The 25,509-nt window shown below is 71.8% G+C and carries 23 protein-coding genes; 9 read left to right on the top strand and 14 right to left on the bottom strand.

Translation table 11 applies throughout. From position 1 onward, the window contains the following. Positions 1-878 precede the first annotated feature (878 nt). The 6 genes from ACFWVP_RS28065 to ACFWVP_RS28090 form a co-directional block, all read right to left on the bottom strand. The gene (locus ACFWVP_RS28065) at positions 879-2,081 is read right to left on the bottom strand and encodes a hypothetical protein (protein ID WP_384500752.1); all 1,203 of its coding nucleotides are present in this window, start codon (positions 2,079-2,081) and stop codon (positions 879-881) included. A 146-nt stretch (positions 2,082-2,227) separates the two neighbouring features. After that, positions 2,228-3,607: an NADP-specific glutamate dehydrogenase gene (gdhA, locus tag ACFWVP_RS28070; protein WP_384500753.1), complete on the bottom strand. Its 1,380-nt coding sequence runs from the start codon at positions 3,605-3,607 to the stop codon at positions 2,228-2,230. 365 nt (positions 3,608-3,972) lie between these two features. Further along, the gene (locus ACFWVP_RS28075) at positions 3,973-4,656 is read right to left on the bottom strand and encodes an ABC transporter ATP-binding protein (protein ID WP_384500754.1); all 684 of its coding nucleotides are present in this window, start codon (positions 4,654-4,656) and stop codon (positions 3,973-3,975) included. A 72-nt stretch (positions 4,657-4,728) separates the two neighbouring features. After that, positions 4,729-6,168, bottom strand: a complete 1,440-nt coding sequence (locus ACFWVP_RS28080) for an ABC transporter permease (protein WP_384500755.1) — start codon at positions 6,166-6,168, stop codon at positions 4,729-4,731. Positions 6,169-6,341: 173 nt separating this feature from the next. Beyond that, positions 6,342-7,610, bottom strand: coding sequence for an Ig-like domain-containing protein (locus ACFWVP_RS28085; protein WP_384500756.1), 1,269 nt, complete (start codon positions 7,608-7,610; stop codon positions 6,342-6,344). Positions 7,611-7,790: 180 nt separating this feature from the next. After that, positions 7,791-8,192 carry a hypothetical protein gene (locus tag ACFWVP_RS28090; protein ID WP_384500757.1) on the bottom strand — a complete coding sequence of 134 codons (402 nt, stop codon included), beginning with the start codon at positions 8,190-8,192 and terminating at the stop codon, positions 7,791-7,793. Positions 8,193-8,300: 108 nt separating this feature from the next. On the opposite strand from ACFWVP_RS28090, the gene ACFWVP_RS28095 reads away from it, so the two are divergent. Next, positions 8,301-8,609, top strand: coding sequence for a hypothetical protein (locus ACFWVP_RS28095; protein ID WP_384500758.1), 309 nt, complete (start codon positions 8,301-8,303; stop codon positions 8,607-8,609). A gap of 67 nt (positions 8,610-8,676) precedes the next feature. Here ACFWVP_RS28095 and hutH read toward each other — a convergent pair whose 3' ends face one another. The 5 genes from hutH to ACFWVP_RS28120 form a co-directional block, all read right to left on the bottom strand. Further along, the gene (gene hutH, locus ACFWVP_RS28100; RefSeq protein WP_384500759.1) at positions 8,677-10,263 is read right to left on the bottom strand and encodes a histidine ammonia-lyase; all 1,587 of its coding nucleotides are present in this window, start codon (positions 10,261-10,263) and stop codon (positions 8,677-8,679) included. A gap of 68 nt (positions 10,264-10,331) precedes the next feature. Next, positions 10,332-11,498 (bottom strand): diguanylate cyclase domain-containing protein, encoded by a 1,167-nt coding sequence (locus ACFWVP_RS28105; protein WP_384500760.1) that lies wholly within the window; start codon positions 11,496-11,498, stop codon positions 10,332-10,334. Between the two features lie 73 nt (positions 11,499-11,571). After that, positions 11,572-12,384, bottom strand: coding sequence for an enoyl-CoA hydratase/isomerase family protein (locus tag ACFWVP_RS28110; protein WP_384500761.1), 813 nt, complete (start codon positions 12,382-12,384; stop codon positions 11,572-11,574). A 273-nt stretch (positions 12,385-12,657) separates the two neighbouring features. Beyond that, the gene (locus tag ACFWVP_RS28115; RefSeq protein WP_384500762.1) at positions 12,658-13,848 is read right to left on the bottom strand and encodes an adenylate/guanylate cyclase domain-containing protein; all 1,191 of its coding nucleotides are present in this window, start codon (positions 13,846-13,848) and stop codon (positions 12,658-12,660) included. Between the two features lie 191 nt (positions 13,849-14,039). Beyond that, positions 14,040-14,921 carry a biotin--[acetyl-CoA-carboxylase] ligase gene (locus tag ACFWVP_RS28120; protein WP_384500763.1) on the bottom strand — a complete coding sequence of 294 codons (882 nt, stop codon included), beginning with the start codon at positions 14,919-14,921 and terminating at the stop codon, positions 14,040-14,042. A gap of 181 nt (positions 14,922-15,102) precedes the next feature. Between ACFWVP_RS28120 and ACFWVP_RS28125 the strand changes: the two genes are divergently transcribed. The 4 genes from ACFWVP_RS28125 (at position 15,103) to ACFWVP_RS28140 (ending at position 17,759) form a co-directional block, all read left to right on the top strand. Continuing rightward, positions 15,103-16,683: an acyl-CoA carboxylase subunit beta gene (locus ACFWVP_RS28125; RefSeq protein WP_384500764.1), complete on the top strand. Its 1,581-nt coding sequence runs from the start codon at positions 15,103-15,105 to the stop codon at positions 16,681-16,683. Between the two features lie 15 nt (positions 16,684-16,698). Beyond that, a complete protein-coding gene (locus ACFWVP_RS28130) occupies positions 16,699-16,905 on the top strand; it encodes an acyl-CoA carboxylase epsilon subunit (protein ID WP_384500765.1) in 207 nt (68 codons plus the stop codon). A gap of 83 nt (positions 16,906-16,988) precedes the next feature. Continuing rightward, positions 16,989-17,117 carry a morphogenic membrane protein MmpB gene (gene mmpB / locus ACFWVP_RS28135; protein WP_356737633.1) on the top strand — a complete coding sequence of 43 codons (129 nt, stop codon included), beginning with the start codon at positions 16,989-16,991 and terminating at the stop codon, positions 17,115-17,117. A gap of 30 nt (positions 17,118-17,147) precedes the next feature. Then, a complete protein-coding gene (locus tag ACFWVP_RS28140; RefSeq protein ID WP_384500766.1) occupies positions 17,148-17,759 on the top strand; it encodes a nucleoside triphosphate pyrophosphatase in 612 nt (203 codons plus the stop codon). A 12-nt stretch (positions 17,760-17,771) separates the two neighbouring features. Here the strand turns inward: ACFWVP_RS28140 and ACFWVP_RS28145 are convergent, their stop codons facing one another. Next, a complete protein-coding gene (locus ACFWVP_RS28145) occupies positions 17,772-18,236 on the bottom strand; it encodes a hypothetical protein (protein ID WP_384500767.1) in 465 nt (154 codons plus the stop codon). 420 nt (positions 18,237-18,656) lie between these two features. Between ACFWVP_RS28145 and ACFWVP_RS28150 the strand changes: the two genes are divergently transcribed. Further along, on the top strand, positions 18,657-20,411 hold the full coding sequence (locus ACFWVP_RS28150) for an acetyl/propionyl/methylcrotonyl-CoA carboxylase subunit alpha (protein WP_384500768.1): 1,755 nt from the start codon (positions 18,657-18,659) through the stop codon (positions 20,409-20,411). Between the two features lie 110 nt (positions 20,412-20,521). Next, positions 20,522-21,109 (top strand): TetR/AcrR family transcriptional regulator, encoded by a 588-nt coding sequence (locus tag ACFWVP_RS28155; RefSeq protein ID WP_384500769.1) that lies wholly within the window; start codon positions 20,522-20,524, stop codon positions 21,107-21,109. 114 nt (positions 21,110-21,223) lie between these two features. Here the strand turns inward: ACFWVP_RS28155 and ACFWVP_RS28160 are convergent, their stop codons facing one another. Both ACFWVP_RS28160 and ACFWVP_RS28165 read right to left on the bottom strand, forming a co-directional pair. Continuing rightward, entirely contained in the window at positions 21,224-22,198 is a 975-nt protein-coding gene (locus tag ACFWVP_RS28160; protein ID WP_384500770.1) for a DeoR/GlpR family DNA-binding transcription regulator, read from the bottom strand. 217 nt (positions 22,199-22,415) lie between these two features. Next, the gene (locus tag ACFWVP_RS28165; RefSeq protein WP_384500771.1) at positions 22,416-23,855 is read right to left on the bottom strand and encodes an NAD(P)H-quinone dehydrogenase; all 1,440 of its coding nucleotides are present in this window, start codon (positions 23,853-23,855) and stop codon (positions 22,416-22,418) included. A 252-nt stretch (positions 23,856-24,107) separates the two neighbouring features. On the opposite strand from ACFWVP_RS28165, the gene ACFWVP_RS28170 reads away from it, so the two are divergent. Together ACFWVP_RS28170 and ACFWVP_RS28175 are read left to right on the top strand one after the other, a co-directional pair. Further along, a complete protein-coding gene (locus ACFWVP_RS28170; RefSeq protein WP_028439081.1) occupies positions 24,108-24,545 on the top strand; it encodes a gamma-glutamylcyclotransferase in 438 nt (145 codons plus the stop codon). Between the two features lie 103 nt (positions 24,546-24,648). Next, a complete protein-coding gene (locus tag ACFWVP_RS28175; protein WP_384500772.1) occupies positions 24,649-25,473 on the top strand; it encodes a purine-nucleoside phosphorylase in 825 nt (274 codons plus the stop codon). The last annotated feature ends 36 nt before the right edge of the window (positions 25,474-25,509 follow it).

Raw genomic sequence — 25,509 nt, forward strand, 5'->3', positions numbered from 1 at the left:
CCCACCGGGCCCGGGGGGGGGCCCCCCCCTCTGCGCGGCCCCGCCCCCGCCGCCACGCGGGCGGGGCCTCCCCGCCCGCCCCCCTCCCCCCCCGGGCCCCCCGGGGCGCCGCGCCACCCCCGGGGGGGCCGTGGGGGGTGGGGGCGGGGCCCGGGGGGGGCTTCGGCCCCCCCCCGGGCGCCGCTCCGTCCCGCCCATGCGCCGAGGGCGAGCCGGTTCCCCGTAACGGCTGCGGACGCCCATCGACAGATCCGCCGGGAGATCCACGACGACGGCCACGATGAGCGACTGGACGCTGACCGACAGCACCTGGGCCGGCCTCGCGACCGCATCGTCGAGGCACCGCCCCGCGAGCGCCCCTCGGCCGGCCAGCGGTCACCGCTCTCGTGTGGGCGATGGTCACCGTGTGCGAGGCCTGCGGGGCTCCCGTTCTCGAAGCGCCTCGGCACTGGCACCCCGCTCCTGACAACGAGCCGGGCACGGTCCCGAGTTCATGCCCTCGCTGGACCCGACCACCCGCACCACGGCCTTGTGCACCGGGTCCTGCATGAGCATTCCCGCACCTTGCCGTGTGGCCGGACACCGAGCGCTGACCGCTCACTCGAAGAGGGGGCTGCGGATGGGGGTTCCGGGCCCGACTACGCGAGGTGAAGGCCCTGCTCGGCGCGTCACGTAGCGCCGCACACCACCTGACCGTAGCCACCACGAGGGCGCCGGGCTCCCGCCCCCCGGCCTTCGGCTTGTCCACCGTTCTGCGGCGCGCGGACCTACGCCGGTCATTCGTAGGCTCGGTGAGCCCGAGGGCTCCGAGTACGGCTGCCGGCTTGTCGCCGTCACGGCGTGACGGGTGCGGGCGCGGGTACGGGTACGGGTACGGGTCAGGACGTGACGACGTAGCAGGTGTAGGCGCCGGTCACCGTCGTCCCGGTGCCCTTCTCGTCCACCGAGACCGTGGTCTCGGAGGAGCCGTGGTACGAGTAGCCGTCCTTGTCGACGGCGTCGCGCAGCCAGGCGGCCGGGGCCCTGTCGTGCGCGCGCCCGCACTGCTCGTCGGCGTACGTGTCCCCGCTCTTCTCCGCCGCGTCCCCGGGGAAGGACCGGTCGACCTCGGTCTGCGCGAGCACCCGCATGTCGTGGCTCTCCGCGCAGTCGACCGGGCGTACGACCCCGCTGCCGCCGAGTCCCGTGTCGGTGGCGGCGCACTGTCCCGCCTTCAGGCCGCTCACGGGGGCCAGCGCCTTCCGCGCGTCCTCTACGCCCTCGGCCGGCTTCCGGTGCCGGACCGGCTTGCCGAACGCGCTGAGTTCGTACGTGGCGCGCAGGGTCCTGATGGCTCCGGTGGGAGCGTTCTCCTCGTGCAGACCGACGAGTACGGGCCCGAGGTCGGCGGTCACCTCGGTGAGCCGGCCTTCGGGATCGAGCACCACCGTCAGTTCCACCGGACCGCCGCCGGCGGTACGGAGCTCCGGGGGCAGTATCTCCGACACGGTCTCGGGGAGTGCGGTCACCCGGTAGAGGCGGCTGCCGTCCGTCTGCCGCTCGGGTGCCTGGCGGGGGATCGTCCGGGGGACGAGGTCGGCGAGGGTGCCGCTGTACGGTGCCACGTCGCCCGCGGCGTGCGCGGCCACCCCCCGGGTCGCCTCGCCGAGTCCCGTGATCGCCTCGGGCGTGTAGCGCAGCCAGGCGGCGCCGCCGCGCCGTACGTAGACGTCGTCGCCCTCGGTGGCCAGGGTCTGCTCGACGGTCGTCCCCGGCTCCCCGACGAACTGGGCGGCGGTCCGGTGGAAGCGCCGGTCCACCTCGAGGCTGACGGTCGCGAGCGAGGTCCCCTCGGTGTAGTCGAGGCTTCCCTCGGTGCGCTGCACGGCGTCACCGGTGTTCGTCCCGTACGTGAGGGTGGAGACGAAGGCGGCGGTGCCCGCCTCGCGCGTCGCCTCCGTCGCCGCGTGGAACTGGTCGGCCAGCGGCTGCCCGTAGACGGCCTCCCCCGGTTCCGCGTCGTTCCCCGTGCCGCACGCGGCTGTGCCGACGAGTACCGACGTCAGCGCCAGCACGGTTCCCCAGCGTCCCGCAGTGTCCACGTTCCCCACCCCTTGTACGTGCTCGGAGCAGGCATTCTTCTCGGTGCGGCCGGTCCGCGCGAGCACAGGGTGATCACGGAACCCGCAGGTCGGGCCGGGCCCGGGGCGCGCGCCGCGCCCCGGGCCGTCGACGCCTGGGGCGTCGCTCAGATGAGGCCCTGCGCCAGCATCGCGTCCGCGACGAGCTCGAAGCCCGCGATGTTCGCACCCACCACGTAGTTGCCGGGGCTGCCGTAGCGCTCGGCGGTGGTGTAGCAGGAGTCGTGGATGTGGCACATGATCTCGGCGAGGCGCTGCTCGGTGTGGGCGAAGGTCCAGGAGTCGCGCGAGGCGTTCTGCTGCATCTCCAGGGCGCTGGTGGCCACGCCGCCCGCGTTGGCCGCCTTGCCCGGGGCGAAGGCGACGCCCGCTTCCTGGAAGACGCGGACGGCCTCGGGGGTGGTGGGCATGTTGGCGCCCTCGGCGACGGCCTTGACCCCGTTGCGTACGAGGGTGAGGGCGTCGGCCTCGTGGAGTTCGTTCTGGGTGGCGCAGGGCAGTGCCACGTCCACGGGGACGTTCCAGACGCCCGTGCCCTCGACGTACCGCACGTGTGCGCCGCGCCGCACGGCGTACTCGGAGACGCGGCCCCGGCCCGTCTCCTTGATCTCCTTGAGCAGGGCGAGGTCGATGCCCTTCTCGTCCACGACGTAGCCGCCGGAGTCCGAGCACGTGACGACGGTCGCGCCGAGCTGCTGGGCCTTCTCGATGGCGTAGATCGCGACGTTGCCCGAGCCCGACACGGCGATGCGCTTGCCGTCGAGGCTGTCGCCCTGGCTGCGGAGCATCTCGGCGGTGAACAGGACGCAGCCGTAACCGGTCGCCTCGGTGCGCACCAGGGCGCCGCCCCAGCCGAGGCCCTTGCCGGTGAGGACGCCGGACTCGTAGCGGTTGGTGATCCGCTTGTACTGGCCGAACAGGTAGCCGATCTCCCGGCCGCCCACACCGATGTCACCGGCGGGGACGTCGGTGTACTCGCCCAGGTGGCGGTGGAGTTCGGTCATGAAGGACTGGCAGAAGCGCATGATCTCGGCGTCGGAGCGGCCCTTGGGGTCGAAGTCCGCGCCGCCCTTGCCGCCGCCGATCGGCATACCGGTCAGGGCGTTCTTGAAGATCTGCTCGAAGCCGAGGAACTTCACGATCCCGAGGTTGACCGAGGGGTGGAAGCGCAGTCCGCCCTTGTACGGGCCGAGCGAGCTGGAGAACTCGACGCGGAAGCCCCGGTTGACGTGGATGTCGCCGGAGTCGTCCGACCACGGCACCCGGAAGATGAGCTGCCGCTCGGGCTCGCAGATCCGCTCGATGATCCGCGCGTCCACGAACTCCGGGCGGTGCGCCAGCACCGGGCCGAGGGTTTCGAGGACTTCGCGCACCGCCTGGTGGAACTCACGCTCGCCCTGGTTGCGGCGGAGGATCTGGGCGTACAGCGGCTCGATGACACGGCTCTCGGCGGTGTTCGGGGTGACGGAGGCGGGGCTGGCCGGCATCTGATCAAGACCTTCCGTGGGTGGGCGTCATGCGCGTCGGCGCTCCCGTCCCTGGGGCGCCGCGGGTCCTCCTCCCGGAGGAGAGCCCCCTGGGAGCGACGCTGCTCCCGGGAACGTACGGAACCGTTGCACCGGCCAATTGTCCCAGTACCCACCGAAGATCTTCATCGGCATCCACATGCCGGCCGCGGGGCACCCCGTGCGCGGGGCCTGCGGGGCGGCGGAACTCACAGCCGGACGGGCTCGGCTGTGAGGGTACCGGCGCTCAGGGCCACGGGGACAGCGCGGGCGTCCGGGGCCCCGCGCCGCGCACGGCGGAGGCCCGCCCCGTCGGGGCGGGCCTCGGTGCGGCCTGGGGAGGGGGCTCAGGCGGCCGCGTTCTCCGTCACCGTGACCTTGCCCTTGCGGATGGTGGCCACCCGGGGTGCCTTGCGGGCGATGGAGCTGTCGTGGGTGACCATCACGAAGGTCAGCCCGTGCTCCTTCCACAGACCGTCGAGCAGGTCCATGATCTCGTCGCGCATGGACTCGTCGAGGTTGCCGGTGGGTTCGTCGGCGAGCAGCACCTTCGGCCGCTTCACCAGTGCCCGGGCGATCGCGACGCGCTGTTGCTGGCCGCCGGACATCTCGCCGGGCAGGTGGGTGGGGCGGTCGCCGAGGCCCACGGATTCGAGGGCCTCCGCGGCCCTTTCCCGACGGGTCCTCGCTCCGAGGCCGAGCGGGACGAGCGCGGTCTCCACGTTCTCCTGGGCGGTGAGGGTGGGGATCAGGTTGAAGCTCTGGAAGACGAAGCCGATGGACTCCGCCCGGACCTTGGTGAGCCGGGACTCGGGCAGCTTCGCCAGATCGACACCGTCGAGCTCGATGGTGCCCGCGGTCGGCCGGTCGAGTCCGCCGAGCATCTGGAGGAGGGTGGACTTGCCGCCGCCGGTCGGGCCCTGGATGACGAGCCTGCCGCCGTCCTCGATGGTCAGGTCGACACCGGCGAGGGCGTCGACGGCGGTCTTGCCGCGCATGTAGCGCTTGGTGACGCCACTGAGCTGGTACACGTGTGGACTCCTGCTGTACGTAAGGAGGGGAGGGGCCGGGCGGCGTGGTCCCGGGTGCGCCCGGGGGCCGTGCTACTCGACGCGGCGCAGGGCGTCGGCCGGGCGCAGCCGGGAGGCCCGCCAGCCGCCGAAGGCACCCGCGACGAGTCCGCCGGCCACCGCCAGGGCGACGGCGGTCAGGATCGTGGTCAGCGAGACCGGTGCGGTCAGCGCGATGTCGAGGGTCTTGGCCGCGGCCTGCCGGCCGCCTCCGCCCATCGGGCCGCCGCCCATGCCACCGCCGCCCGAGGAGCCGAGCTGGGCGGTGAGGGTGGGGCTGACGGCGGTCACGGCGTACGCGCCGGCGAGGCCGACGGCGATGCCGAGGACGCCGCCCATGAGGCCGTTGACGAGCGCCTCGCCGATGACCTGGCGGGTGACGCGGCCGCTCTTCCAGCCGAGTGCCTTGAGGGTGCCGAACTCCCGTACGCGGCGGCTGACCGCCGAGGAGGTGAGCAGGCCCGCGACGAGGAACGCGGCGACGAGGACGGCGACGGAGAGCCACTTGCCGACGCTGGAGGCCAGGTCGGAGGCGGTGGAGAGGGAGCCGGAGACCGTGTCGGCGAGGTCGGCGGAGGTGGTGACCGTCGTGCCGGAGATGTTCTTCTGGATGGCGGCCTTGACGGTGTCGATCTGCTGCGAGTCCGCGGCCTTGACGTAGACCGTGGTGACCTTGTCCTCGGAGTCGGCGACGGTCTGTGCCTGCTTCAGCGGGATGTAGACGTTGGCGGCGGCGTCTGCGCTGTCCGCCGTCGAGATGCCGACGATCGTGTACTCGGTGCCGGAGATGGTGACGGTCTTGTCGACCGCGAGTTCCTTCTCCTTGGCGTAGGCGGCGTCGACGACCGCGACCTCGGCGTCGGTCTCGGCGGCCTTGAACGTACGGCCCTCGGTGATCGCGGAGGAGGTCAGCGGACCGAGGTCCTGCTGGGTGACGTCGGTGCCGTACACGGTGAAGGAGTTGACGTCGAAGGAGGCGCCGCCACCCTGGACCTCACCCTGCGGCCGGCCGCCGCCCTGGCCGGGGCCAGCCTGTCCCGCGCTCTCGTCCTGCTTGAACTCGCCGCGCTGGAACTGGCCGTCGACCTTCATGACGGTCAGGCTCAGCCCGCCGACGGCGTCCGCGACGCCGTCCTGCTCGCCGACCTTCGTGACGGTGCTGGAGGCTAGCGTCTGGAAGCCCTGGACCATGACCCGGTCGGTGCTCTGGGTCGCCTCGTCGTCGTCCTTGGCGTCGAACTCGAACCGGGGGCGTTCGGTGCCCGACCCCTGGGCGGCGGCGGCCTTGGTCACCGTCATGTCCGTACCCAGGCCGTACAGCGATTCCAGGACCTTGTCCTGGGCCTTGCTCATGCCCGAGGAGACCGAGCTGACGATGATGACCAGCGCGATACCGAGGGCGAGCCCCGAGGCGACGACGAGCGCCGCCTTTCTGCGGCGGCGCAGCTCGCGCCGGAGGTAGGTGAAGAACATGGCGCGAAGCTATGGAGCGGGCGTGATGAGGAGTTGAGTCTGCGATGAGAGCTGGATGAGAACCTTCGCGGGGCGCGCACGTCGAGGTGGGGCGCACACGCCGAAGGCGGCGGCACCCGGTGGACCGGGGTGCCGCCGCCTTCGGAACGGGGGGATGGGGCTCGGCTACGGGATCAGGCCTCGGAGCCGGCCGTCCACTCCGACCAGCTCATGTTCCAGCCGTTGAGGCCGTTGTCCGGGGAGATGGTCTTGTCCGGGGAGTTCTTGACGATGACCACGTCGCCGATCATGGAGTTGTCGTAGAACCAGGCTCCGGCCGTGCCCGGGTCGTCGGCGCCCTTCGTGTCGGACAGGCCGACGCAGCCGTGGCTGGTGTTGGCGCTGCCGAAGACCGACTTGGCGCCCCAGTAGTTGCCGTGGATGAAGGTGCCCGACGTGGACAGGCGCATGGCGTGCGGCACGTCCTTGATGTCGTACTCGCCCTTGCCGTCGTCGTCCGTGAAGCCGACCGTCGCACCGTCCATGCGGGTCTCCTTGAACTTCTCGGAGATCACCATCTCGCCGTTGTACGTCGGGTTCTCCGACGAACCGGCGGAGATCGGGATGGTCTTGATCGTCTTGCCGTCCTGGGTGACGGTCATCGTCTTCGCCTTGGTGTCCACGGTGGAGACCTGGTTGCGGCCGACCTTGAAGGTGACCGTCTTCTGCTGCACGCCCACGACGCCGTCGGCGCCCTCGACGCCGTCCAGCGCCAGCTTCAGCGTGACGGTGGAGCCGCCCTGCCAGTAGTCCTCGGGGCGCAGGTCCAGGCGCTGGGCGTTGAACCAGTGGCCGACGACCTCCTGGCCGCTGCTCGACGTCACGGTGATGCCGTCCTGGACGGCCTTCTTGTTCGTGATCGCCTTGTTGAAGTTGATCGAGACGGGCATCCCGACGCCGACGGTGGAACCGTCCTCGGGCGTGAAGTTCCCGATGAAGCTGTCCTCGGGCGAGACCGTGGTGAAGGAGCTGTTGGCGTGCGCCTCACGGTCCTTCGAGTCGGCCGCCGTCGCACTGATCTTGTACGTGGTCGAGCGCTCGAGCTGCCCGCTGGGCTTCCAGCTGGAACCGTCGGCGGCGAGGGTGCCCTCGACGGCCTCTCCGGCCGACGTGGTCATGGTGACCTCGGTCAGCTTGCCCTTGGCCACGGTGACGATGGCGGCGTTGTTGATGCTCGCGTTGGTGGCACCGTTCTTCGGCGCGATCGTTATCTGCGCCTCGGAGGCGTCCTTGGCGGCCGCCTCGTCCACCTGTGCCTGCGACGTCTTCGAGCTGTCGGCGCTCGCGCCCCCCGTACCACCGTCGTCGCTACAGGCCGAAAGCACCAGCACGCCGCCGAGCAGTGCGGACGCCGCCATGAGGCCCCGGCGCCGCTTGCTGTCCGTCATCACACGATTCTCCATCGTTGCCGAATCCCCAACATCCCCGGACGAGGTCGCCTGACGGCGATCCCCCGTCAATGTTCCAAGAACACCCTGTACGGGTCTTCCGTTCCACATCCGTCGAAGATGTGGGGAACACCACTCATCGACGCGTCCCCGGCCGTGGCGGTTCCCGCGGGCCGGCAGAACCGCCGGACCGTGTCAGCGTTCCGTTCCGCCGCCGCCCTCTTCGTCGCCCGTCTCATTGTCCTCGATCCCGTAGTAGGCCTCGTCGTCGTCCTCCCCGGCCACCCAGTCCTCGGCGTCCGGGTCGTAGTCGATGGTCTCGCTGCTCCAGGAGGCCTGGGCGAGCTCGACCCCCGGCACCTGGCCCACGAGGTCGAAGGGGTCGATGAGTGACGCGAGGGCCTCAGCACCGTCTTCCCTGACGGTCTCCTCGGCATGCGTACGTTCCTCGGCGGACTCACCGGCCGAGGTGCCCGAGGGCGTGAAGTCGGCGGCGATGCTTTCGAGTGCGGTGCCGGTCAGCGCGTCGGCGTCGGTGATCCGCAGCACCATCTCCACGCGAAGCCGAACATATCCGGTTGTCTCTGAAGTGCTCATACGCCGGAGCGTAAGGCTCCCGGGACCTGCGGGTTTCCTCCGACCCGCTGCTTTGCTTAGCATCGGCCCACGGGGCTAACTGATGGCTGTCGCAAGGGGATCGATTCTGTGTCCATCGCTCGTCGCACGCTGCTGACCACCACAGCGGCAGGCACCCTGCTCTGCGCTCTCTGGTTCGTCCCCTCCGCCAACGCGACGGACGGAACGGGGCCGCGGGGCGGTTCCACAGGCTCCTCGGCCGAAGCCCCACACGGGAGTTCCACCGAGGAGACCGTCCAGCAGGAGACACTCGCCGACACGGGTGCCGGGGTGGACACCACTCCGTATCTGATCGGCGGCACGGCCTTCCTGTGCGTCGGTGCGGGTTTCGTCGCCTGTTCGGTACGCCGGGGCGGCACGCTCAGCACCGGTTTCTGACGTACGTACGAGGGGAGAGGGCCGCCGCACGTGTGCGGCGGCCCTCTCCCCGTGCCGGTCCCGCGGGTCAGGCCAGCGGCCCGGTCACGCTCTCCGCGGCCGCGACGAGCTTCCCCTCCCGTACGAAGGCGTCGGCGGCGGCCAGGTCGGGCGAGAGGAAGCGGTCGGGGCCCGGCCCCTGGACCCCGGCGGCGCGCAGCGCCTCGATGACGGCCAGCGAGGCGGGCCCGGGGGTCAGGCCCTCGGCGGCGCGCAGTTCGACGGCGCGGGTGGCCGCGTACAGCTCGACGGCGACGATCCGCGCCAGGTTGGTGACGGCGGTACGGAGCTTGCGCGCCGCGGACCAGCCCATGGAGACGTGGTCCTCCTGCATGGCGGAGGACGGGATCGAGTCGACGGAGGCCGGGACCGCGAGCCGCTTCAGCTCGCTGACCAGGGCCGCCTGCGTGTACTGGGCGATCATCAGCCCGGAGTCGACCCCGGCGTCGTCGGCGAGGAACGGCGGCAGCCCGTGCGAGCGGTTCTTGTCCAGCAGCCGGTCGGTGCGGCGCTCGGTGATCGAACCGAGGTCGGCGGCGACGATCGCGAGGAAGTCGAGTACGTAGGCGATGGGCGCGCCGTGGAAGTTGCCGTTGGACTCCACGCGGCCTCCCCCACTCTCGGCTTCGCTCGAGCGGGAGGTGCCCCCTCGAAGGACGACCGGGTTGTCCACGGCCGAGGCCAGCTCGCGGCCGGCGACGAGCGCGCCGTGCGCGAGGGTGTCGCGCCCGGCGCCGTTGACCTGCGGGGCGCAGCGCACCGAGTAGGCGTCCTGGACCCTCGGCGCGACATCCTGGTGGTGGCCTGTGAGGCCTGATCCGGCGAGAAACCGCAGCATGTTGTCGGCGGAGGCGCCCTGGCCGGGGTGGGGCCGGATGGCGTGGAGCTCCGGGGCGAGGACCCTGTCCGTGCCGAGGAGGGCCTCCAGGGAGAGCGCGGCGGTGATGTCGGCGCCCGTGTAGAGGTTCTTGAGGTCCGCCAGGGCCATCACGAGCATGCCGAGCATGCCGTCGGTGCCGTTGAGGAGGGCGAGGCCCTCCTTCTCGCGCAGTTCCACGGGCGTGATGCCGTGCGCCGCGAGGAGCTCACCGGCGGGGCGTACGACGCCGTCGGGGCCCTCCGCGTCGCCCTCGCCCATGAGGGTCAGGGCGCAGTGCGACAGCGGGGCCAGGTCGCCGGAGCAGCCGAGCGAGCCGTATTCGTGGACGACGGGGGTGATGCCCGCGTTGAGCACGTCGGCCATGGTCTGCGCGACCTGGGGGCGTACGCCGGTGTGGCCGGAGGCGAGGGTCTTCAGCCGCAGGAACATCAGCGCCCGCACGACCTCGCGCTCGACGTGCGGACCCATGCCCGCCGCGTGCGAGCGGACGATGTTGCGCTGCAGCCGCGCCCGGAGGCCCGGGCCGATGTGCCGGCTCGCGAGGGCGCCGAAGCCTGTGGAGACGCCGTAGACCGGCTCGGGCTTGGCGGCGAGCGCGTCCACGACCTCGCGGGCGGCGGCCAGGGCGTCGACGGCGGCTGCGGAGAGCTCGACCCGGGCGCCCTCGCGGGCCACGGCGATGACGTCCTCGGCGGTGGTACCGGACGTCCCCACCACGACTGTGTGCATATTCATATTCAGAAGCCTACGGACTGAAACCCGGCATGTCACCAGTGGTCCGAGGCGGACCACTCACCACCCCGTCAGCGCGTGCCCGGAGGCGGGTTGCCGCGCAGTCCGCGACGGTCGTGCGGGGAACCCGGCGGGTGGTCGGCCAGCCGGAGCACCTCGCCGTCCCGCCCGGCCACCACCGGCTTCCTGGAGTGCGCCGCCTTCGCCCGGTACTGGGCGGCGTCCGCCAGCCGGAAGAGCCGGCGCGCTGACCCGACGGGACCGATGTCGTCGCCGGTCGAGGCGACCCCGCAAGCGACCCCGTCGCCGAGCTCCAGGGCGACGGCCCGCGCGCACAGCTCCTCGGACACCCGGACCACGTCGTCCGCCGACGGCCCCACGGTCAGCAGACAGAACTCGTCACCGCCGAGCCGCGCCGCGAGGGCGTCGGGGAGCATCGCGCCGCAGAGCGACAGCACGGAGCCGAATCGTTCCAGCAGACGGTCTCCGACGGCGTGGCCATGGGTGTCGTTGACGGCCTTGAGGCCGTTCAGGTCGCAGACGACCAGGCTGACCACGACCTCCTCGGTGCGGTGCCGCTCCACCGCCTCGTCGAGCCGGATGTCGACGGCGCGGCGGTTCGCGAGGCCGGTCAGCGGGTCGGTGAAGGCCAGCTTGCGGACCTCCTCCAGCCGCTCGGTCTGCGCGAGGCCCGCCGCGACGACGGCGGCCAGCACGGTCGCGAAGTCCGCGTCGTCCCGGTCGAAGACCGGCGCCCCCGCCGGACGCGCCACGTACAGCTCGCCCCAGGCCCGCCCGTGCATCACGATCGGCGCCACGACGCAGCAGCCCCGGCCGCGCCGCCGCAGGGCCGCGACCCGCTGCCGGCAGTACGGCCTGGCTCCCCGGGCCGGGGCCCCGGCGGCCGGAACGCCGTCGGCGGTCTCCACCCAGGCGTCCGGCTCACCGCCGCCGGCCCATCGCTCGTGCAGGAACTCGGTGATCTCCGGGAACTGGTGCACGGGGTAGGCCTCCTCCTCGGGGAACTCCGCCTCCCCCTCGGCCCGCTCCCCCGCGTTCACCAGCACCCGCAGCCTGCTCCGGTCCCGCTCCCACACGGACAGGGCCGCGAACGTGCCCCCCAGCGCCTCGCCCGCCCCCCGCGCCGCGGCCAGCCACGACTCGCGCGGGGTGTAGGCCGCCGCCATCATCTGCGCGAGCGACACCACGGCCCGCAGCCGCACATCATCACCAGCCATCGCTCCAGCTTAGGGAGGTTCACGGCGTTTCGATCAGTTGACAGCGCTGATGATCTTCACGGCGTACGGTGGCTCACTCGCCGGGCCAGTCCGGCCTCCGCTTCTCGTTGAACGCGGCCACTCCCTCGGCCCGGTCCCCGGAGAAGGCCACCGACCGCCAGGCCGCGTCCTCCACCTCCAGTCCGGCACGCAGGTCCAGCCCCTGCCCCAGCCGCAGCGCCCGCTTCGCGGCCCGCAGGCCCACCGGGGAGTTGGCGGCGATCCGGCCACCCAGCGCCAGCGCCTCCTCCCGGTCCCGGCCCGCGTCGACCAGCTCGTCGACCAGGCCCAGCTCCCTGGCCTCGGCCGCCTCCACCCGCCGCGCGGTGAAGACCAGCTCGGCGGCGCGCGCCGCACCGACCCGGCGGGGCAGCAGCTGCGTACCGCCGCCGCCGGGGATGACCCCGACGGACACCTCGGGCAGCCCCACCACGGCCGTACGGTCGGCGACGATCACGTCACAGGCCAGCGCGAGCTCGAAGCCGCCGCCGAGGGCGTAGCCGTGCACGGCGGCGACGACCGGCATCGGCAGTTCGAGCACCCCGGTGTACGCGGCCCGCGCGGTGGGCCGCTGCCGCACGAGCTCGGCGTCGGTGAAGGAGTTCCGCTCCTTGAGGTCCGCCCCCACACAGAAGGCACGCTCATGACTGGAGGTGAGAACGGTGACACGCACCCCCTGGTCGGCCCCGAGCGCGGTGCAGGCGGCAGCGATCGAGCGGGCCATGTCGGTGGACACGGCGTTCATCGCCTTCGGCCGGTCGAGCACCAGCTCGGCCACGTGCTCCAGCCCCGCGTGCCGCCGCACGACAACGAACTCCCCGAACCGCTGCTCCGACGTGACGGTCATGCTGCACCCCTCCGGTTAACGAGCGTTACCGAAGATCCTAGGCGCCACCCCACGAACCCGTCCGAGGACCACGTCCCAAGCCGACCCAAGGCACACAAATCAAACCCCCGAGGCGCACAAATCAAGCCCGCCCGGCGATTGAGGGCACCCCGGCAACCAAAACAAGCCCGCCCGGCGATTGAGGGCACCCCCGCAACCAAAACAAGCCCGCCCCGCGATCGAGGACCGGGGCCCCGGGGGCGGAGCCCACGGACCAAGGGGCCGCCCCACCGGCTACCGCGACCCCCGCCGCGCCAGCAGCCAGGGCTCCACGACCCCCAGCCCCCGCACCGGCCGCTGCCACATCGGCTGCAACCCGAAGCGGTACGTCGGCAGCGGAGCCTCCTCGAACTGCCGGCCCTCCTTCTCGGCCACCCGCGCCCGCTCGGCCGCCGCCACGACCTCCTCGGCCGCCTTCGCCTCGGACTCGGGCGCGTCCCCGGTCCGCGTCAGTTCCTGGGCGAACGCGCCGTCGACCAGGACGGCGTTCTTCGGCGCTATCGACGTGAGCCGGCTCGCCAGGTTCACCGTCGTACCGAAGACGTCCCCCATGCGCGTGGTGACCGTGCCGAACGCGATGCCGACCCGCAGCGCGGGCATCGTGGCGTCCTGGGCCATCGCCTCGACCAGCCGGAGCGCTATCTCGCCCGCCGTACCCGCGTCGTCCGCGGCGAAGAGGACCTCGTCGCCGAGCGTCTTGATGAGCCGCCCGCCGTGCGCGGCGACCAGGTCGGCGGAGGTCGTCTCGAAGGCCTCGACCAGCTCGCCGAGCTCCTCCTCCTCGAGCCGCCGGGTCAGCCGGGTGAAGCCGACCAGGTCGGCGAAGCCCACGGCGAGCCGCCGGTCGACCATCTCCTCGTCGTCCCCGGTCTGCACGACCCGGCCCGTGGCGGCGGCCAGCTGGCGCCGCCACACGTACACCAGGAACTCCTGCAGCTCGGGCAGGAGCAGTTCGATCAGCGGGTACGTGACCTCGGTGCGGGTCATGCCGGGCTCGGGGGGCTCGGTCAGCCCCGCCAGGAAGGAGTCGATCTGCCACTCCGCGAGCCGGGCGGTGGTCTGCCCGGTCGACCGGGCCACCTGGATCGCCATCGGCTCGCTGAGCAGCCCGGCCTCCACCAGACCGGCGAGGCGGCGCAGCGCCAGCACGTCGGCCTCGGTGAGCGCCTTGGCCTGCCCGATGTCGGCGAAGCCCATGGCACGCCAGAACCGGGACGCCAGGTCCATGGAGACCCCGGCGGTCTTGGCCGCCTGGAAGGGTGTGTAGCGGCGGTCGGCCCCCAGGATCAGGGCCTCCAGCCGGATGGCGAGCGGGTCGTCGGTCGGCTCGGCCGTGTGGTCGACCTCGTGATGCGGTGTCGAGTGGACCGAGGGTCCCGACGGTGGCTCCACGCCGTCGCCGGAGTTCGTGTCGTCGACGGTCACCGGCCGCCTCCTGCCCGTTCCCTGGCCACTGCCCTGCCGATCTGTTGCTGGATCGCCTCAACGATACGGCAGGTGTGCCCTGGCTCACGTCTCCGGCTGCCCGGTTCGGGTGCGTCCGGGGTGACATCACCCGTCCGTGCGGGCCGTCCGGCGCCGGACGGCCGCCGGACGCGCGCCCGCGCCGCCCCGGATCAGGTCAGCCCGCCCCCGGCGCCCCGCAGGTGCACGATGTCGCCGGCCGAGACGGGCTCCTGGAGCCCGCCGCCCGTGGCCAGGACCAGCCGCCCGTCCCCGTCGATCGCGACGGCCTCGCCGACGACGGACCGGTCTCCCGGCAGTTCGGCCCGCACCGTGCGGTCGAGCGTGGCGCAGCCCGCCGCGTAGGCCGTCCGGAGGCCGCTCGCGGCGGCGTCGCCGTCGGCCTCGCGCCACCGCCCGTACCACTCCTCCAGCGAGCGCAGGACAGCCCGCAGCAGTGTCTCGCGGTCGGTGGAGACCGCTCCGGCGAGGCCCAGAGAGCCGGCGTGGGGGGCGGGCAGCTCGGCCGCGCGCAGCGAGACGTTGATGCCCATGCCGATGACGACGCCGTCCCCGGCGCGCTCGGCGAGGATGCCGCCGGTCTTGCGTTCCGTGCCGTCGACGGTCACCAGGAGGTCGTTGGGCCATTTCAGTGCCATGTCGACGCCGGCCGACTGTGCGAGCCCCGTGGCGGCGGCTACCCCCGCCAGCAGGGGCAGCCAGCCCCAGCGCTCGGCGGGTACGTCGCCGGGGGTCAGGTAGACCGAGAGGAAGAGGCCGGAGCGCGGCGGCGCCGTCCAGCTCCGGTCGAGGCGGCCCCGGCCCGCGGTCTGCTCCTCGGCGACCAGGACCGTGCCCCCGACCAGGACCGTGCCCCCGGCCGAGCCGGCGGCCCGGGCCGCGAGGTCGGAGTTGGTGGATCCGGTCGACTCCACGATGTCGAGCGAGGTCCACAGCCCACCCGGCTTCAGCAGCCCGCGTCGCAGCGCGGCGGCGTTCAGGGGCGGCCTGTCGAGGTCCGACCAGCGGTTGTGGGGCGCATCCGGAGGTGTCATACAACCCACATTAGGTGTGGCCAACGACGCACTGCCGAACCGTATCCCCGCCGATACGCTACGGATCAGTAGCAACACCGCCGACGAGCCGCTGGCCGTCGAGCACACACCGGTCCAGCGCGTCACTTGATGTACCGGATGTACCAGCCGTCCCCGTGACCAGGCAGGGAGCCGCCACCCGATGTCCGAGCCGCAGAGCGACATCCACACGACCGCCGGAAAGATCGCGGACCTTCGGCGCCGTATTGACGAGGCGACGCACGCAGGTTCCGCACGCGCCGTCGAAAAGCAGCACGCGAAGGGCAAGTTGACCGCCCGTGAGCGCGTCGATCTCCTGCTCGACGAGGGTTCCTTCGTGGAGCTCGACGAGTTCGCACGGCACCGGTCGACCAATTTCGGCATCGAGAGGAACCGCCCGTACGGGGACGGTGTCGTCACCGGCTACGGCACGGTCGACGGCCGGCCCGTCTGCGTGTACTCGCAGGACTTCACGATCTTCGGCGGGTCGCTGGGTGAGGTCTACGGCGAGAAGATCGTGAAGGTCATGGACTTCGCGATGAAGACCGGCTGCCCGGTCATCGGTATCAACGACGGCGGCGGCGCCCGCATCCAGGAGGGCGTGGCGGCCCTCGGTCTGTTCGCCGAGATCTTCCGCCGTAACGTCCACGCCTCGGGTGTCGTCCCGCAGATCTCGCTGATCGTCGGACCGTGCGCGGGCGGTGCGGTCTACTCCCCCGCGATCACCGACTTCACGGTCATGGTCGACCAGACCTCGCACATGTTCATCACCGGACCCGACGTCATCAAGACGGTCACCGGTGAGGACGTCGGCTTCGAGGAACTGGGCGGCGCCCGCACGCACAACACCACCTCGGGTGTGGCGCACCACATGGCGGGCGACGAGAAGGACGCCATCGAGTACGTCAAGTCCCTGCTGTCCTACCTCCCGTCGAACAACCTCTCGGAGGCGCCCGCCTTCCCGGAGGAGGCCGACCTGGAGACCACGGACGAGGACCGCGAGCTGGACACCCTCATCCCGGACTCGGCGAACCAGCCGTACGACATGCACACCGCGATCGAGCACGTGCTCGACGACGGCGAGTTCCTGGAGACGCAGGCGCTGTTCGCGCCGAACATCCTCACCGGCTTCGGCCGCGTCGAGGGTTACCCGGTCGGCATCGTCGCCAACCAGCCGATGCAGTTCGCCGGCTGTCTGGACATCGACGCCAGCGAGAAGGCCGCACGCTTCGTGCGTACGTGCGACGCGTTCAACGTGCCGGTCCTGACCTTCGTCGACGTCCCCGGCTTCCTGCCGGGTGTCGACCAGGAGTACGGCGGCATCATCCGCCGCGGCGCCAAGCTGATCTACGCGTACGCGGAGGCGACCGTCCCGCTGATCACGGTCATCACCCGCAAGGCCTTCGGCGGCGCGTACGACGTCATGGGGTCCAAGCACCTGGGCGCCGACCTGAATCTGGCCTGGCCGACCGCGCAGATCGCGGTCATGGGCGCGCAGGGCGCGGTGAACATCCTGCACCGCCGCACCATCGCCGCCGCCGACGACCCCGAGGCCACCCGGGCCGAGCTGATGGCCGACTACGAGGACGCCCTGCTCAATCCGTACGTCGCGGCAGAGCGGGGTTACGTCGACGCGGTGATCATGCCGTCCGAGACCCGGGCACACCTCGTGAAGGGGCTGCGCCAGCTGCGTACGAAGCGCGCGTCGCTGCCGCCGAAGAAGCATGGCAACATCCCCCTCTGACCACCGGGAGGCATCATGATCAAGGTTGTCCGGGGCAATCCGACCCCGGAGGAACTGGCCGCTGCCCTCGCGGTGGTGCGGGCACGTGCGGCGGCTGCCGCCGCCGTGCCGTCCGGCGCTCCGCTGCCGCCCGAGCAGTGGTCGGACCCCGGCCGTATCGCCCGTGCCGGGACGCGGCAACCGGGCCCCCGGTCCTGGGCACGGACGTACTGGCCGGTGTGACGGGAAGCGCCGAGTGGCACGGATGCGGCGCCTGAGTACGCGTACTCAGGCGCCGCGGCCCTGCCCGGAGCACCATCGGACACATGCTGTGGTCCGATCCCGAGAACAAGCCGCCGAAGGAACTGCGCGACGCCCAGGACATGCTGCGTCGCGCCGGACTGCTGCTCGCGCTGGCCATGGTCGTGGCGATGTTCGTCCTGGGCATCCGCTGAGGCACCTGGGCCCGTCCGGCCCCGCCTACGATGACCGGTATGACTGATCAGCGCCGCCTCGTGCTCGCCTCCGCCTCCCCCGCCCGTCTCGGCCTGCTGCGCCAGGCCGGCTTCGCCCCCGAGGTGATCGTCAGCGGCGTGGACGAGGACGCGCTCACCGCCCCGACGCCCGCCGAGCTCGCGCTGGTCCTGGCCGAGGCCAAGGCCGCCGCCGTGGCATCACGTCCGGAGGCCGCCGGCGCCCTGGTCATCGGCTGCGACTCGGTGCTCGAACTGGACGGCGAGGCGCTCGGCAAGCCCGCCGACAGCGAGGAGGCCACGGCACGCTGGAAGTCCATGCGCGGCCGCGCGGGCGTCCTGCGGACGGGGCACAGCGTGATCGACACGGCGACGGGCCGTACGGTGTCGGCGACCGCGTCCACGACCGTGCGGTTCGGCGAGCCGACCGACGCGGAGGTGGCGGCCTACGTCGCGTCGGGCGAGCCCCTCCATGTGGCGGGCGCGTTCACCCTGGACGGCCGCTCGGCACCCTTCGTCGAAGCGATCGAGGGCGATCACGGCAACGTCATCGGGCTCTCGCTGCCGCTGCTGCGCCGGCTGCTCGGCGAACTGGGCATCTCCGTCACCGAGTTGTGGGTCTGAGGGACGACCGTGTCACGCGGGTGCCGGAGCTCCGGCTTCGGCACCTCTGCCGTGCCCGTCCTCGCCGGGTGCCCGCGCCCCCGGCTCGCGCCGCCCGTACGTCACCAGGGTCAGCACGATCAGTGCCAGGACGACCATCATGACCGCGAACGCCGTCCAGCCGACCAGCCCCACCGCGAGCGCGCCGAGCACCCCGTGCACGACCGCGCACCCGATGAGGGCGATCCTGCCGTACCGGCCCGGCGCCCGGTCGCGTATGCCGGCCAGCAGGGGTATCAGGCCGCACAGCAGCAGGAGGAGGCCGGAGGCGAAGCCCATCACCCAGGTGCCGGTGGACATGACGCCGGGATCCATCCCGGCCAGGGACATGTTCTGGTTGTCGACGACCGTCGCGAGGACGGCGTTGACGAGCACGATGCCCACGGCCTCCCCGAACAGCACGATCGCGGTCAGCACGGCCACCGGTCTGCGCACCACGGCGCCACCCCCTGTTACCTGCAGTACGTCCGGACAGCGCGGACCCTACTAACGGGTAACGCTTCGTACAAGAGGTCGCGCTCCCCCGTGCGCTCCCCGCGCACGACCCGCTCCCCTGCCACACCCGGATCGCGCCGGGCTCGCGTCCCCCTCGTGTCGCAGGCAAAGATTCCAGCGACCGTTGGTAGGGAGTCCACAAAGAAACGCCGCGCGGCGTTGACCGTACGAACAGAGACTTGGACCACACCTCGTGGCTACTGTGCGGTTAAGGATCGCGGCGTACCGTGGTGCGACAAGGGATTTCGCGACTCGAGCAAGCCTCGAATCACACTCCGTGTGGGCAAGTTCACCATTGGGGACGGGTCGTACGTGCGTGTCGGTTGTCCCTAAACTCAGCTTGTTCTCAAGGAGGGAGTCATCGTGCGCAAGGTGCTCATCGCCAACCGTGGCGAAATCGCTGTCCGCGTTGCTCGGGCTTGCCAGGATGCCGGAATTGCGAGCGTAGCCGTCTACGCCGATCCGGACCGGGACGCTCTGCATGTCCGCGCGGCCGACGAGGCGTTCGCTCTGGGCGGTGACACCCCGGCCGCCAGCTACCTGGACATGGCGAAGGTGCTCCAGGCGGCCAAGGACTCGGGGGCGGACGCGATCCACCCCGGCTACGGCTTCCTGTCGGAGAACGCCGAGTTCGCCCAGGCCGTGCTGGACGCGGGTCTTACCTGGATCGGCCCGCCGCCGCAGGCCATCCGTGACCTGGGCGACAAGGTGGCGGCCCGTCACATCGCGCAGCGCGCGGGCGCCCCGCTGGTGGCCGGCACGCCGGACCCGGTGAGCGGCTCCGCCGAGGTCGTCGACTTCGCCGAGAAGAACGGCCTGCCGATCGCGATCAAGGCCGCCTTCGGTGGCGGTGGCCGCGGCCTGAAGGTGGCCCGCACGCTGGAGGAGATCCCGGAGCTGTACGACTCCGCGGTCCGCGAGGCCGTAGCGGCCTTCGGCCGGGGCGAGTGCTTCGTGGAGCGCTACCTCGACAGGCCGCGGCACGTCGAGACCCAGTGCCTGGCCGACACCCACGGCAACGTGGTCGTCGTCTCCACCCGTGACTGCTCGCTGCAGCGCCGCCACCAGAAGCTGGTCGAGGAGGCCCCGGCGCCGTTCCTCTCCGAGGCGCAGAACGCCGAGCTGTACGCGGCGTCGAAGGCGATCCTGAAGGAAGCCGGTTACGTCGGCGCGGGCACCGTGGAGTTCCTGGTCGGCACGGACGGGACGATCTCCTTCCTGGAGGTCAACACGCGCCTCCAGGTGGAGCACCCGGTCACCGAGGAGGTCACCGGCATCGACCTCGTACGCGAGATGTTCCGCATCGCGGACGGCGAGGAGCTCGGCTACGGCGACCCGGCCGTGCGCGGCCACTCGTTCGAATTCCGGATCAACGGCGAGGACCCGGGCCGCGGCTTCCTGCCCGCCCCCGGCACCGTCACCACGTTCGCCCCGCCGACCGGCCCCGGTGTCCGTCTGGACGCGGGCGTCGAGAGCGGTTCGGTGATCGGCCCGGCGTGGGACTCCCTGCTGGCCAAGCTGATCGTGACCGGTGCGACGCGTGAGCAGGCGCTGCAGCGCGCGGCGCGCGCGCTCGGCGAGTTCGACGTCGAGGGCATGGCCACGGCCATCCCGTTCCACCGCGCGGTCGTCGTCGACCCGGCGTTCACCGCGGACCCGTTCCGCGTGCACACCCGCTGGATCGAGACGGAGTTCGTCAACGAGATCAAACCCTTCACCGTCCCCACGGACGTGGACGCGGACGAGGAGACCGGCCGCGAGACGGTCGTCGTCGAGGTCGGCGGGAAGCGCCTGGAGGTCTCCCTGCCCTCCTCGCTCGGCATGAGCCTGGCGCGTACGGGCCTGGCGGCCGGTGCGAAGCCGAAGCGCCGCGCGGCGAAGAAGGCCGGCTCCGCGGCCTCCGGCGACACCCTCGCCTCCCCGATGCAGGGGACGATCGTCAAGATCGCGGTCGAGGAGGGACAGGAGGTCAAGGAGGGCGACCTCGTCGTCGTCCTGGAGGCCATGAAGATGGAGCAGCCGCTCAACGCGCACCGCTCCGGCACGGTCAAGGGCCTGACCGCGGAGGTCGGCACCTCGGTCTCCTCCGGTGCCCTGATCTGCGAGATCAAGGACTGACGCAGCACGCCTCCCGAGGGCCCCGGCCCTGTCCGCGCACCTCCGCGCCGACAGAGCCGGGGCCCTCGGTGGCATCCTGGACCCGAACGGACCACCAGGAGGGCAGCGCGATGGCGATGAGCACGGCACCGACACCGACGCGGCCGATGCGCGCCGACGCGCGCCGCAACTACGACCGGCTGCTGAGCGAGGCCCGTGCCTCGTTCGCGGCACACGGCACGGATGCCTCGCTGGAGGACATCGCCCGGCACGCGGGGGTGGGCATCGGCACGCTGTACCGCCACTTCCCGAACCGGCACGCGCTGATGAACGCGGTGTTCCAGGAGGCCCTGGCCGCACTGCTCACCCGCTCCCGCGAACTGGCGGAGGCGGAGCGGCCGTGCGCGGCGCTGGTGGAGTGGCTGGGTGCGATCGTCACACATGCGGGTGAGTACCGCGGTCTGGCCCAGGCCCTCATGTCGGCCTCGGGGGACGAGACCTCGGCGCTGACGCAGTGCCATGTACCGCTGCGTCAGGCGGGGGCGCGGTTGCTGGAGCGGGCGCAGTCGAGCGGTTCGGTGCGGGCGGACGTCTCGATCGACGACCTGCTGCAACTGACGAACGCGATCGCCCTGGCGGCGGAACAGTCCCCCACGGATCCGCAACTGGCCGACCGCCTCCTGCTCCTGACCCTCCAGGGTCTGAAGGCAACCCTCTGACCAGGGTGCCCACCCCAAGCCCTTCCGGCGATTGAGCAACGGGCCCCGGGGTGCCCAGATCAAGCCCCTCCGGCGATTGAGGAGCGGGGTCCGGGGCGGAGCCCCGAAAAGCCCCTACCGCCGCCGCAGATCCGCGACCCGCCCCCGCTCGGCCGACCCCTCCGTCAGCGCCGCCGCACTCCGCAGCTGCGGCCCGAGGCCCCCGGGCCCCCCGTGCCCGCCCGGCTGGGTGCGCCGCTGACCGGGCAGCGGCATCTCTCTCCGGGGCCGGTGCCCCGGAGCACCGTCACCGCCCGCGGACTCAGCGTCCGGCCCCGTCACCGTGATCTCGACGCCCTGGTCCGCCAGAGCCTGCAGCTCCGTGGCCGCCCGCTCGTCGTGGGCCGGTGGTTCGTCCGTCACCAGGCGGGTGATGAGCTCCGTCGGCACCGTCTGGAACATGGTGTCGGAGCCGAGCTTGGTGTGGTCCGCCAGGACCACCACCTCCGCCGCCGCCTGCACCAGCGCCCGGTCGACGCTCGCGGAGAGCATGTTGGACGTGGACAGCCCGCGCTCCGCGGTCAGCCCGCTCCCGGAGAGGAACGCCCGCGACACCCGCAGCCCCTGGAGGGACTGCTCGGCCCCGCTGCCCACGAGCGCGTAGTTGCTCCCGCGCAGGGTGCCTCCGGTCATCACCACTTCCACCCGGTTGGCATGGGCCAACGCCTGGGCGACGAGCAGCGAGTTGGTGACCACGGTCAGGCCGGGGACACGCGCGAGCCGGCGGGCCAGCTCCTGCGTGGTCGTTCCGGCGCCGACCACGATGGCCTCGCCCTCGCCGACGAGGTCGGCGGCCAGGTCGGCGATGGCCGTCTTCTCCGCGGTGGCGAGATGGGATTTCTGCGGAAAGCCGGACTCCCGCGTAAAACCGCCCGGCAAAACCGCACCGCCGTGCCGGCGGTCGAGGAGTCCTTCTGCCTCCAGCGCACGCACGTCCCGCCGTACGGTCACTTCGGAGGTCTGGACGACGCGGGCGAGCTCACGGAGCGATACCGCCCCGTTGGCGCGCACCATTTCGAGGATCAACTGACGACGTTCTGCAGCGAACACGAAACTGACAGTAACCTGGCCGTCGGTTCCTTTTCAGCAGTTTGCGCCGAATAACAGAAGTTGTACGCACACGGGGTCCCCCAGTGATATAGGAGACCCCGTTGTTGTTCATGCGATGTTCACGCGTGTCCGGACGGCGGACGGACGCCCTGCCGGACCACCCGATTCGCCGCGTTCGACCGGCAATTGACCGTTTCTGGCGGGCCGTCGGTCAGGGTTACGCGTCCCCGGCCCGCTTACGGGTGTGCAACTGCCGTGCCACTTCGGCGATCGATCCGGACAGGGACGGGTACACGGTGAACGCGTTCGCGATCTGTTCCACCGTCAGATTGTTGTCGACGGCGATCGAGATCGGGTGGATGAGCTCGCTGGCCCGCGGCGCGACGACACAGCCGCCGACCACGATGCCGGTGCCCGGACGGCAGAAGATCTTGACGAAGCCGTCCCGGATGCCCAGCATCTTGGCGCGCGGGTTGCGCAGCAGCGGCAGCTTCACGACGCGGGCGTCGATCTTGCCGGCGTCGACGTCGGCCTGGCTGTAGCCGACCGTGGCGATCTCGGGGTCGGTGAAGACGTTCGAGGAGACGGTCTTCAGGTCCAGCGGGGCGACCGCGTCACCGAGGAAGTGGTACATCGCGATCCGGCCCTGCATCGCGGCGACCGAGGCCAGGGCGAAGATCCCGGTGACGTCGCCGGCCGCGTACACGCCGGGGGCACTGGTGCGGGAGACCCGGTCGGTGCGGATGTGGCCGGAGTCCTTGAGCTGGACCCCGGACTCCTCCAGGCCCATGCCCGCGGTGTTCGGGATCGCGCCGACGGCCATCAGGCAGTGCGTACCGGAGATGACCCGGCCGTCGGCCAGCGTGACCTCGACGCGGTCGCCGACGCGCTTGGCGGACTGGGCGCGGGAGCGGGCCATGACGTTCATGCCGCGGCGCCGGAAGACGTCCTCCAGGACGGCGGCGGCGTCCGGGTCCTCGCCGGGCAGCACCCGGTCGCGGGAGGAGACGAGGGTGACGCGCGAGCCGAGTGCCTGGTAGGCACCGGCGAACTCGGCGCCGGTCACGCCGGAGCCGACCACGATGAGCTCCTCGGGGAGCTCGTTCAGGTCGTAGACCTGGGTCCAGTTCAGGATGCGCTCGCCGTCGGGCTGGGCGTCCGGGATCTCCCGGGGCCGGCCTCCGGTCGCGACCAGCACCGCGTCGGCGGTGAGCCGCTCCTCGGTGCCGTCGGCGGCGGTCACCACGACCTGGCGGGAGCCGTCGGCGGCCTGGAGCCCTTCGAGCCGCCCGCGCCCGCGCATGACCCGGGCACCGGACCGGGTGACGGAGGCGGTGATGTCGTGGGACTGGGCGAGCGCCAGGCGCTTGACCCGCCGGTTGACCTTGCCGAGGTCCACGCCGACCACCCGGGCCGCCTGCTCCAGGTGTGGCGTGTCGTCGGCGACGATGATGCCGAGCTCCTCGTACGAGGAGTCGAACGTGGTCATCACCTCGGCCGTCGCGATCAGGGTCTTCGAGGGAACGCAGTCGGTGAGTACCGACGCGCCGCCGAGGCCGTCGCAGTCGACGACGGTCACCTCCGCGCCGAGCTGGGCGCCCACCAGTGCCGCCTCGTAGCCGCCGGGGCCGCCGCCGATGATCACGATCCGGGTCACGAAAAGTCCGCCTCGCGTGGTGTCATCCCACGGCCGTCTGCCGCCCCGGCCGGGGGTCCGGGGGATCGCCCCGGCGTATGCAGTACGTAATTCATTGTCCCGCACGCGCCAAGCCGCTTCGCCCCGGGGCCCTCCATACGGGAACGCGCCCGCCCGGGGCCGGGCCCCGGGAGCCTCCACGGGGTCCCGACCGGGGCCTTCCTCACCGGAAGAATCGGCGCGTTCCCCGTCACCTCCCGTACCCTCGACCCCATGTCGCTCTACGCCGCGTACGCCGGCAACCTCGACGCGCGGCTGATGACGCGCCGCGCACCGCATTCCCCGCTGCGCGGCACGGGCTGGCTCAACGGCTGGCGGCTGACGTTCGGCGGGGAGCAGATGGGCTGGGAGGGCGCGCTGGCCACCGTGGTGGAGGCGCCCCGTTCCCAGGTCTTCGTGGCGCTGTACGACCTGGCGCCGATGGACGAGGACTCGATGGACCGCTGGGAGGGTGTCGGCCTCGACATCTACCGGCGGATGCGGGTGCGCGTGCACACCCTGGACGGCGAGGAACCGGCCTGGATGTACGTGCTGAACGGCTACGAGGGCGGGCTGCCCTCGGCCCGCTATCTGGGCGAGGTGGCGGACGCCGCCGAGTCCGCCGGGGCGCCCCACGACTACGTGATGGGGCTCCGCAAGCGCCCCTGCTGAGCACCCCCGCACGTCACTTCTGTACGAAAGTACGAATACGACAGGCCAGACTCCGCACCTGCACATCTACGCGCGTAGGGAATCACCGGTTACCCTCATCCGCGTGAACGCATCTGTTATTCCGGACCACATCCAGGGCGACCCGCTGGCCGCCGCTGCCGACGCCGCCGCCCGCCTGCGCGAGCTGACCGGCGCCGAGACCCATGACGTCGCCCTCGTGATGGGCTCCGGGTGGGCCCCCGCGGGCGATGCGCTCGGCGCCCCGGAGGCCGAGTTCCCGGTGACCGCGCTGCCCGGGTTCCCGGCTCCCGCCGTGGAGGGGCACGGCGGCACGGTCCGCTCGTACCTGATCGGCGAGAAGCGAGCCCTGGTCTTCCTCGGCCGCACGCACTACTACGAGGGCCGCGGTGTCGCCGCCGTCGCCCACGGCGTCCGTACGGCCGTCGCCGCGGGCTGCGGGACCGTCGTCCTGACGAACGGCTGCGGCGGGCTGCGCGAGGGCATGCGCCCCGGACAGCCGGTACTCATCAGCGACCACATCAACCTCACGGCGGCGTCGCCGATCATCGGCGCCAACTTCGTCGACCTGACCGACCTGTACTCGCCGCGCCTGCGCGCGCTGTGCAAGGAGATCGACGAGACCCTCGAAGAGGGCGTGTACGTGCAGTTCCCCGGCCCGCACTACGAGACCCCGGCCGAGATCAACATGGTCCGTGTCATGGGCGGCGACCTCGTCGGCATGTCCACCGTGCTGGAGGCCATCGCGGCACGCGAGGCGGGTGCCGAGGTCCTCGGCATCTCCCTGGTCACGAATCTGGCCGCCGGTCTGAGCGGCGAGCCCCTCAACCACGAGGAGGTCCTCCGGGCCGGCCGCGACTCCGCCACCCGGATGGGCGCACTGCTGGCCCGGGTGCTGGACCGGATCTGAGCGCACGGGTGACGGAGCGCGGCCCGCTCACACCCG

The sequence above is a fragment of the Streptomyces sp. NPDC058637 genome, assembly GCF_042717325.1.
GTDB lineage: Bacteria > Actinomycetota > Actinomycetes > Streptomycetales > Streptomycetaceae > Streptomyces.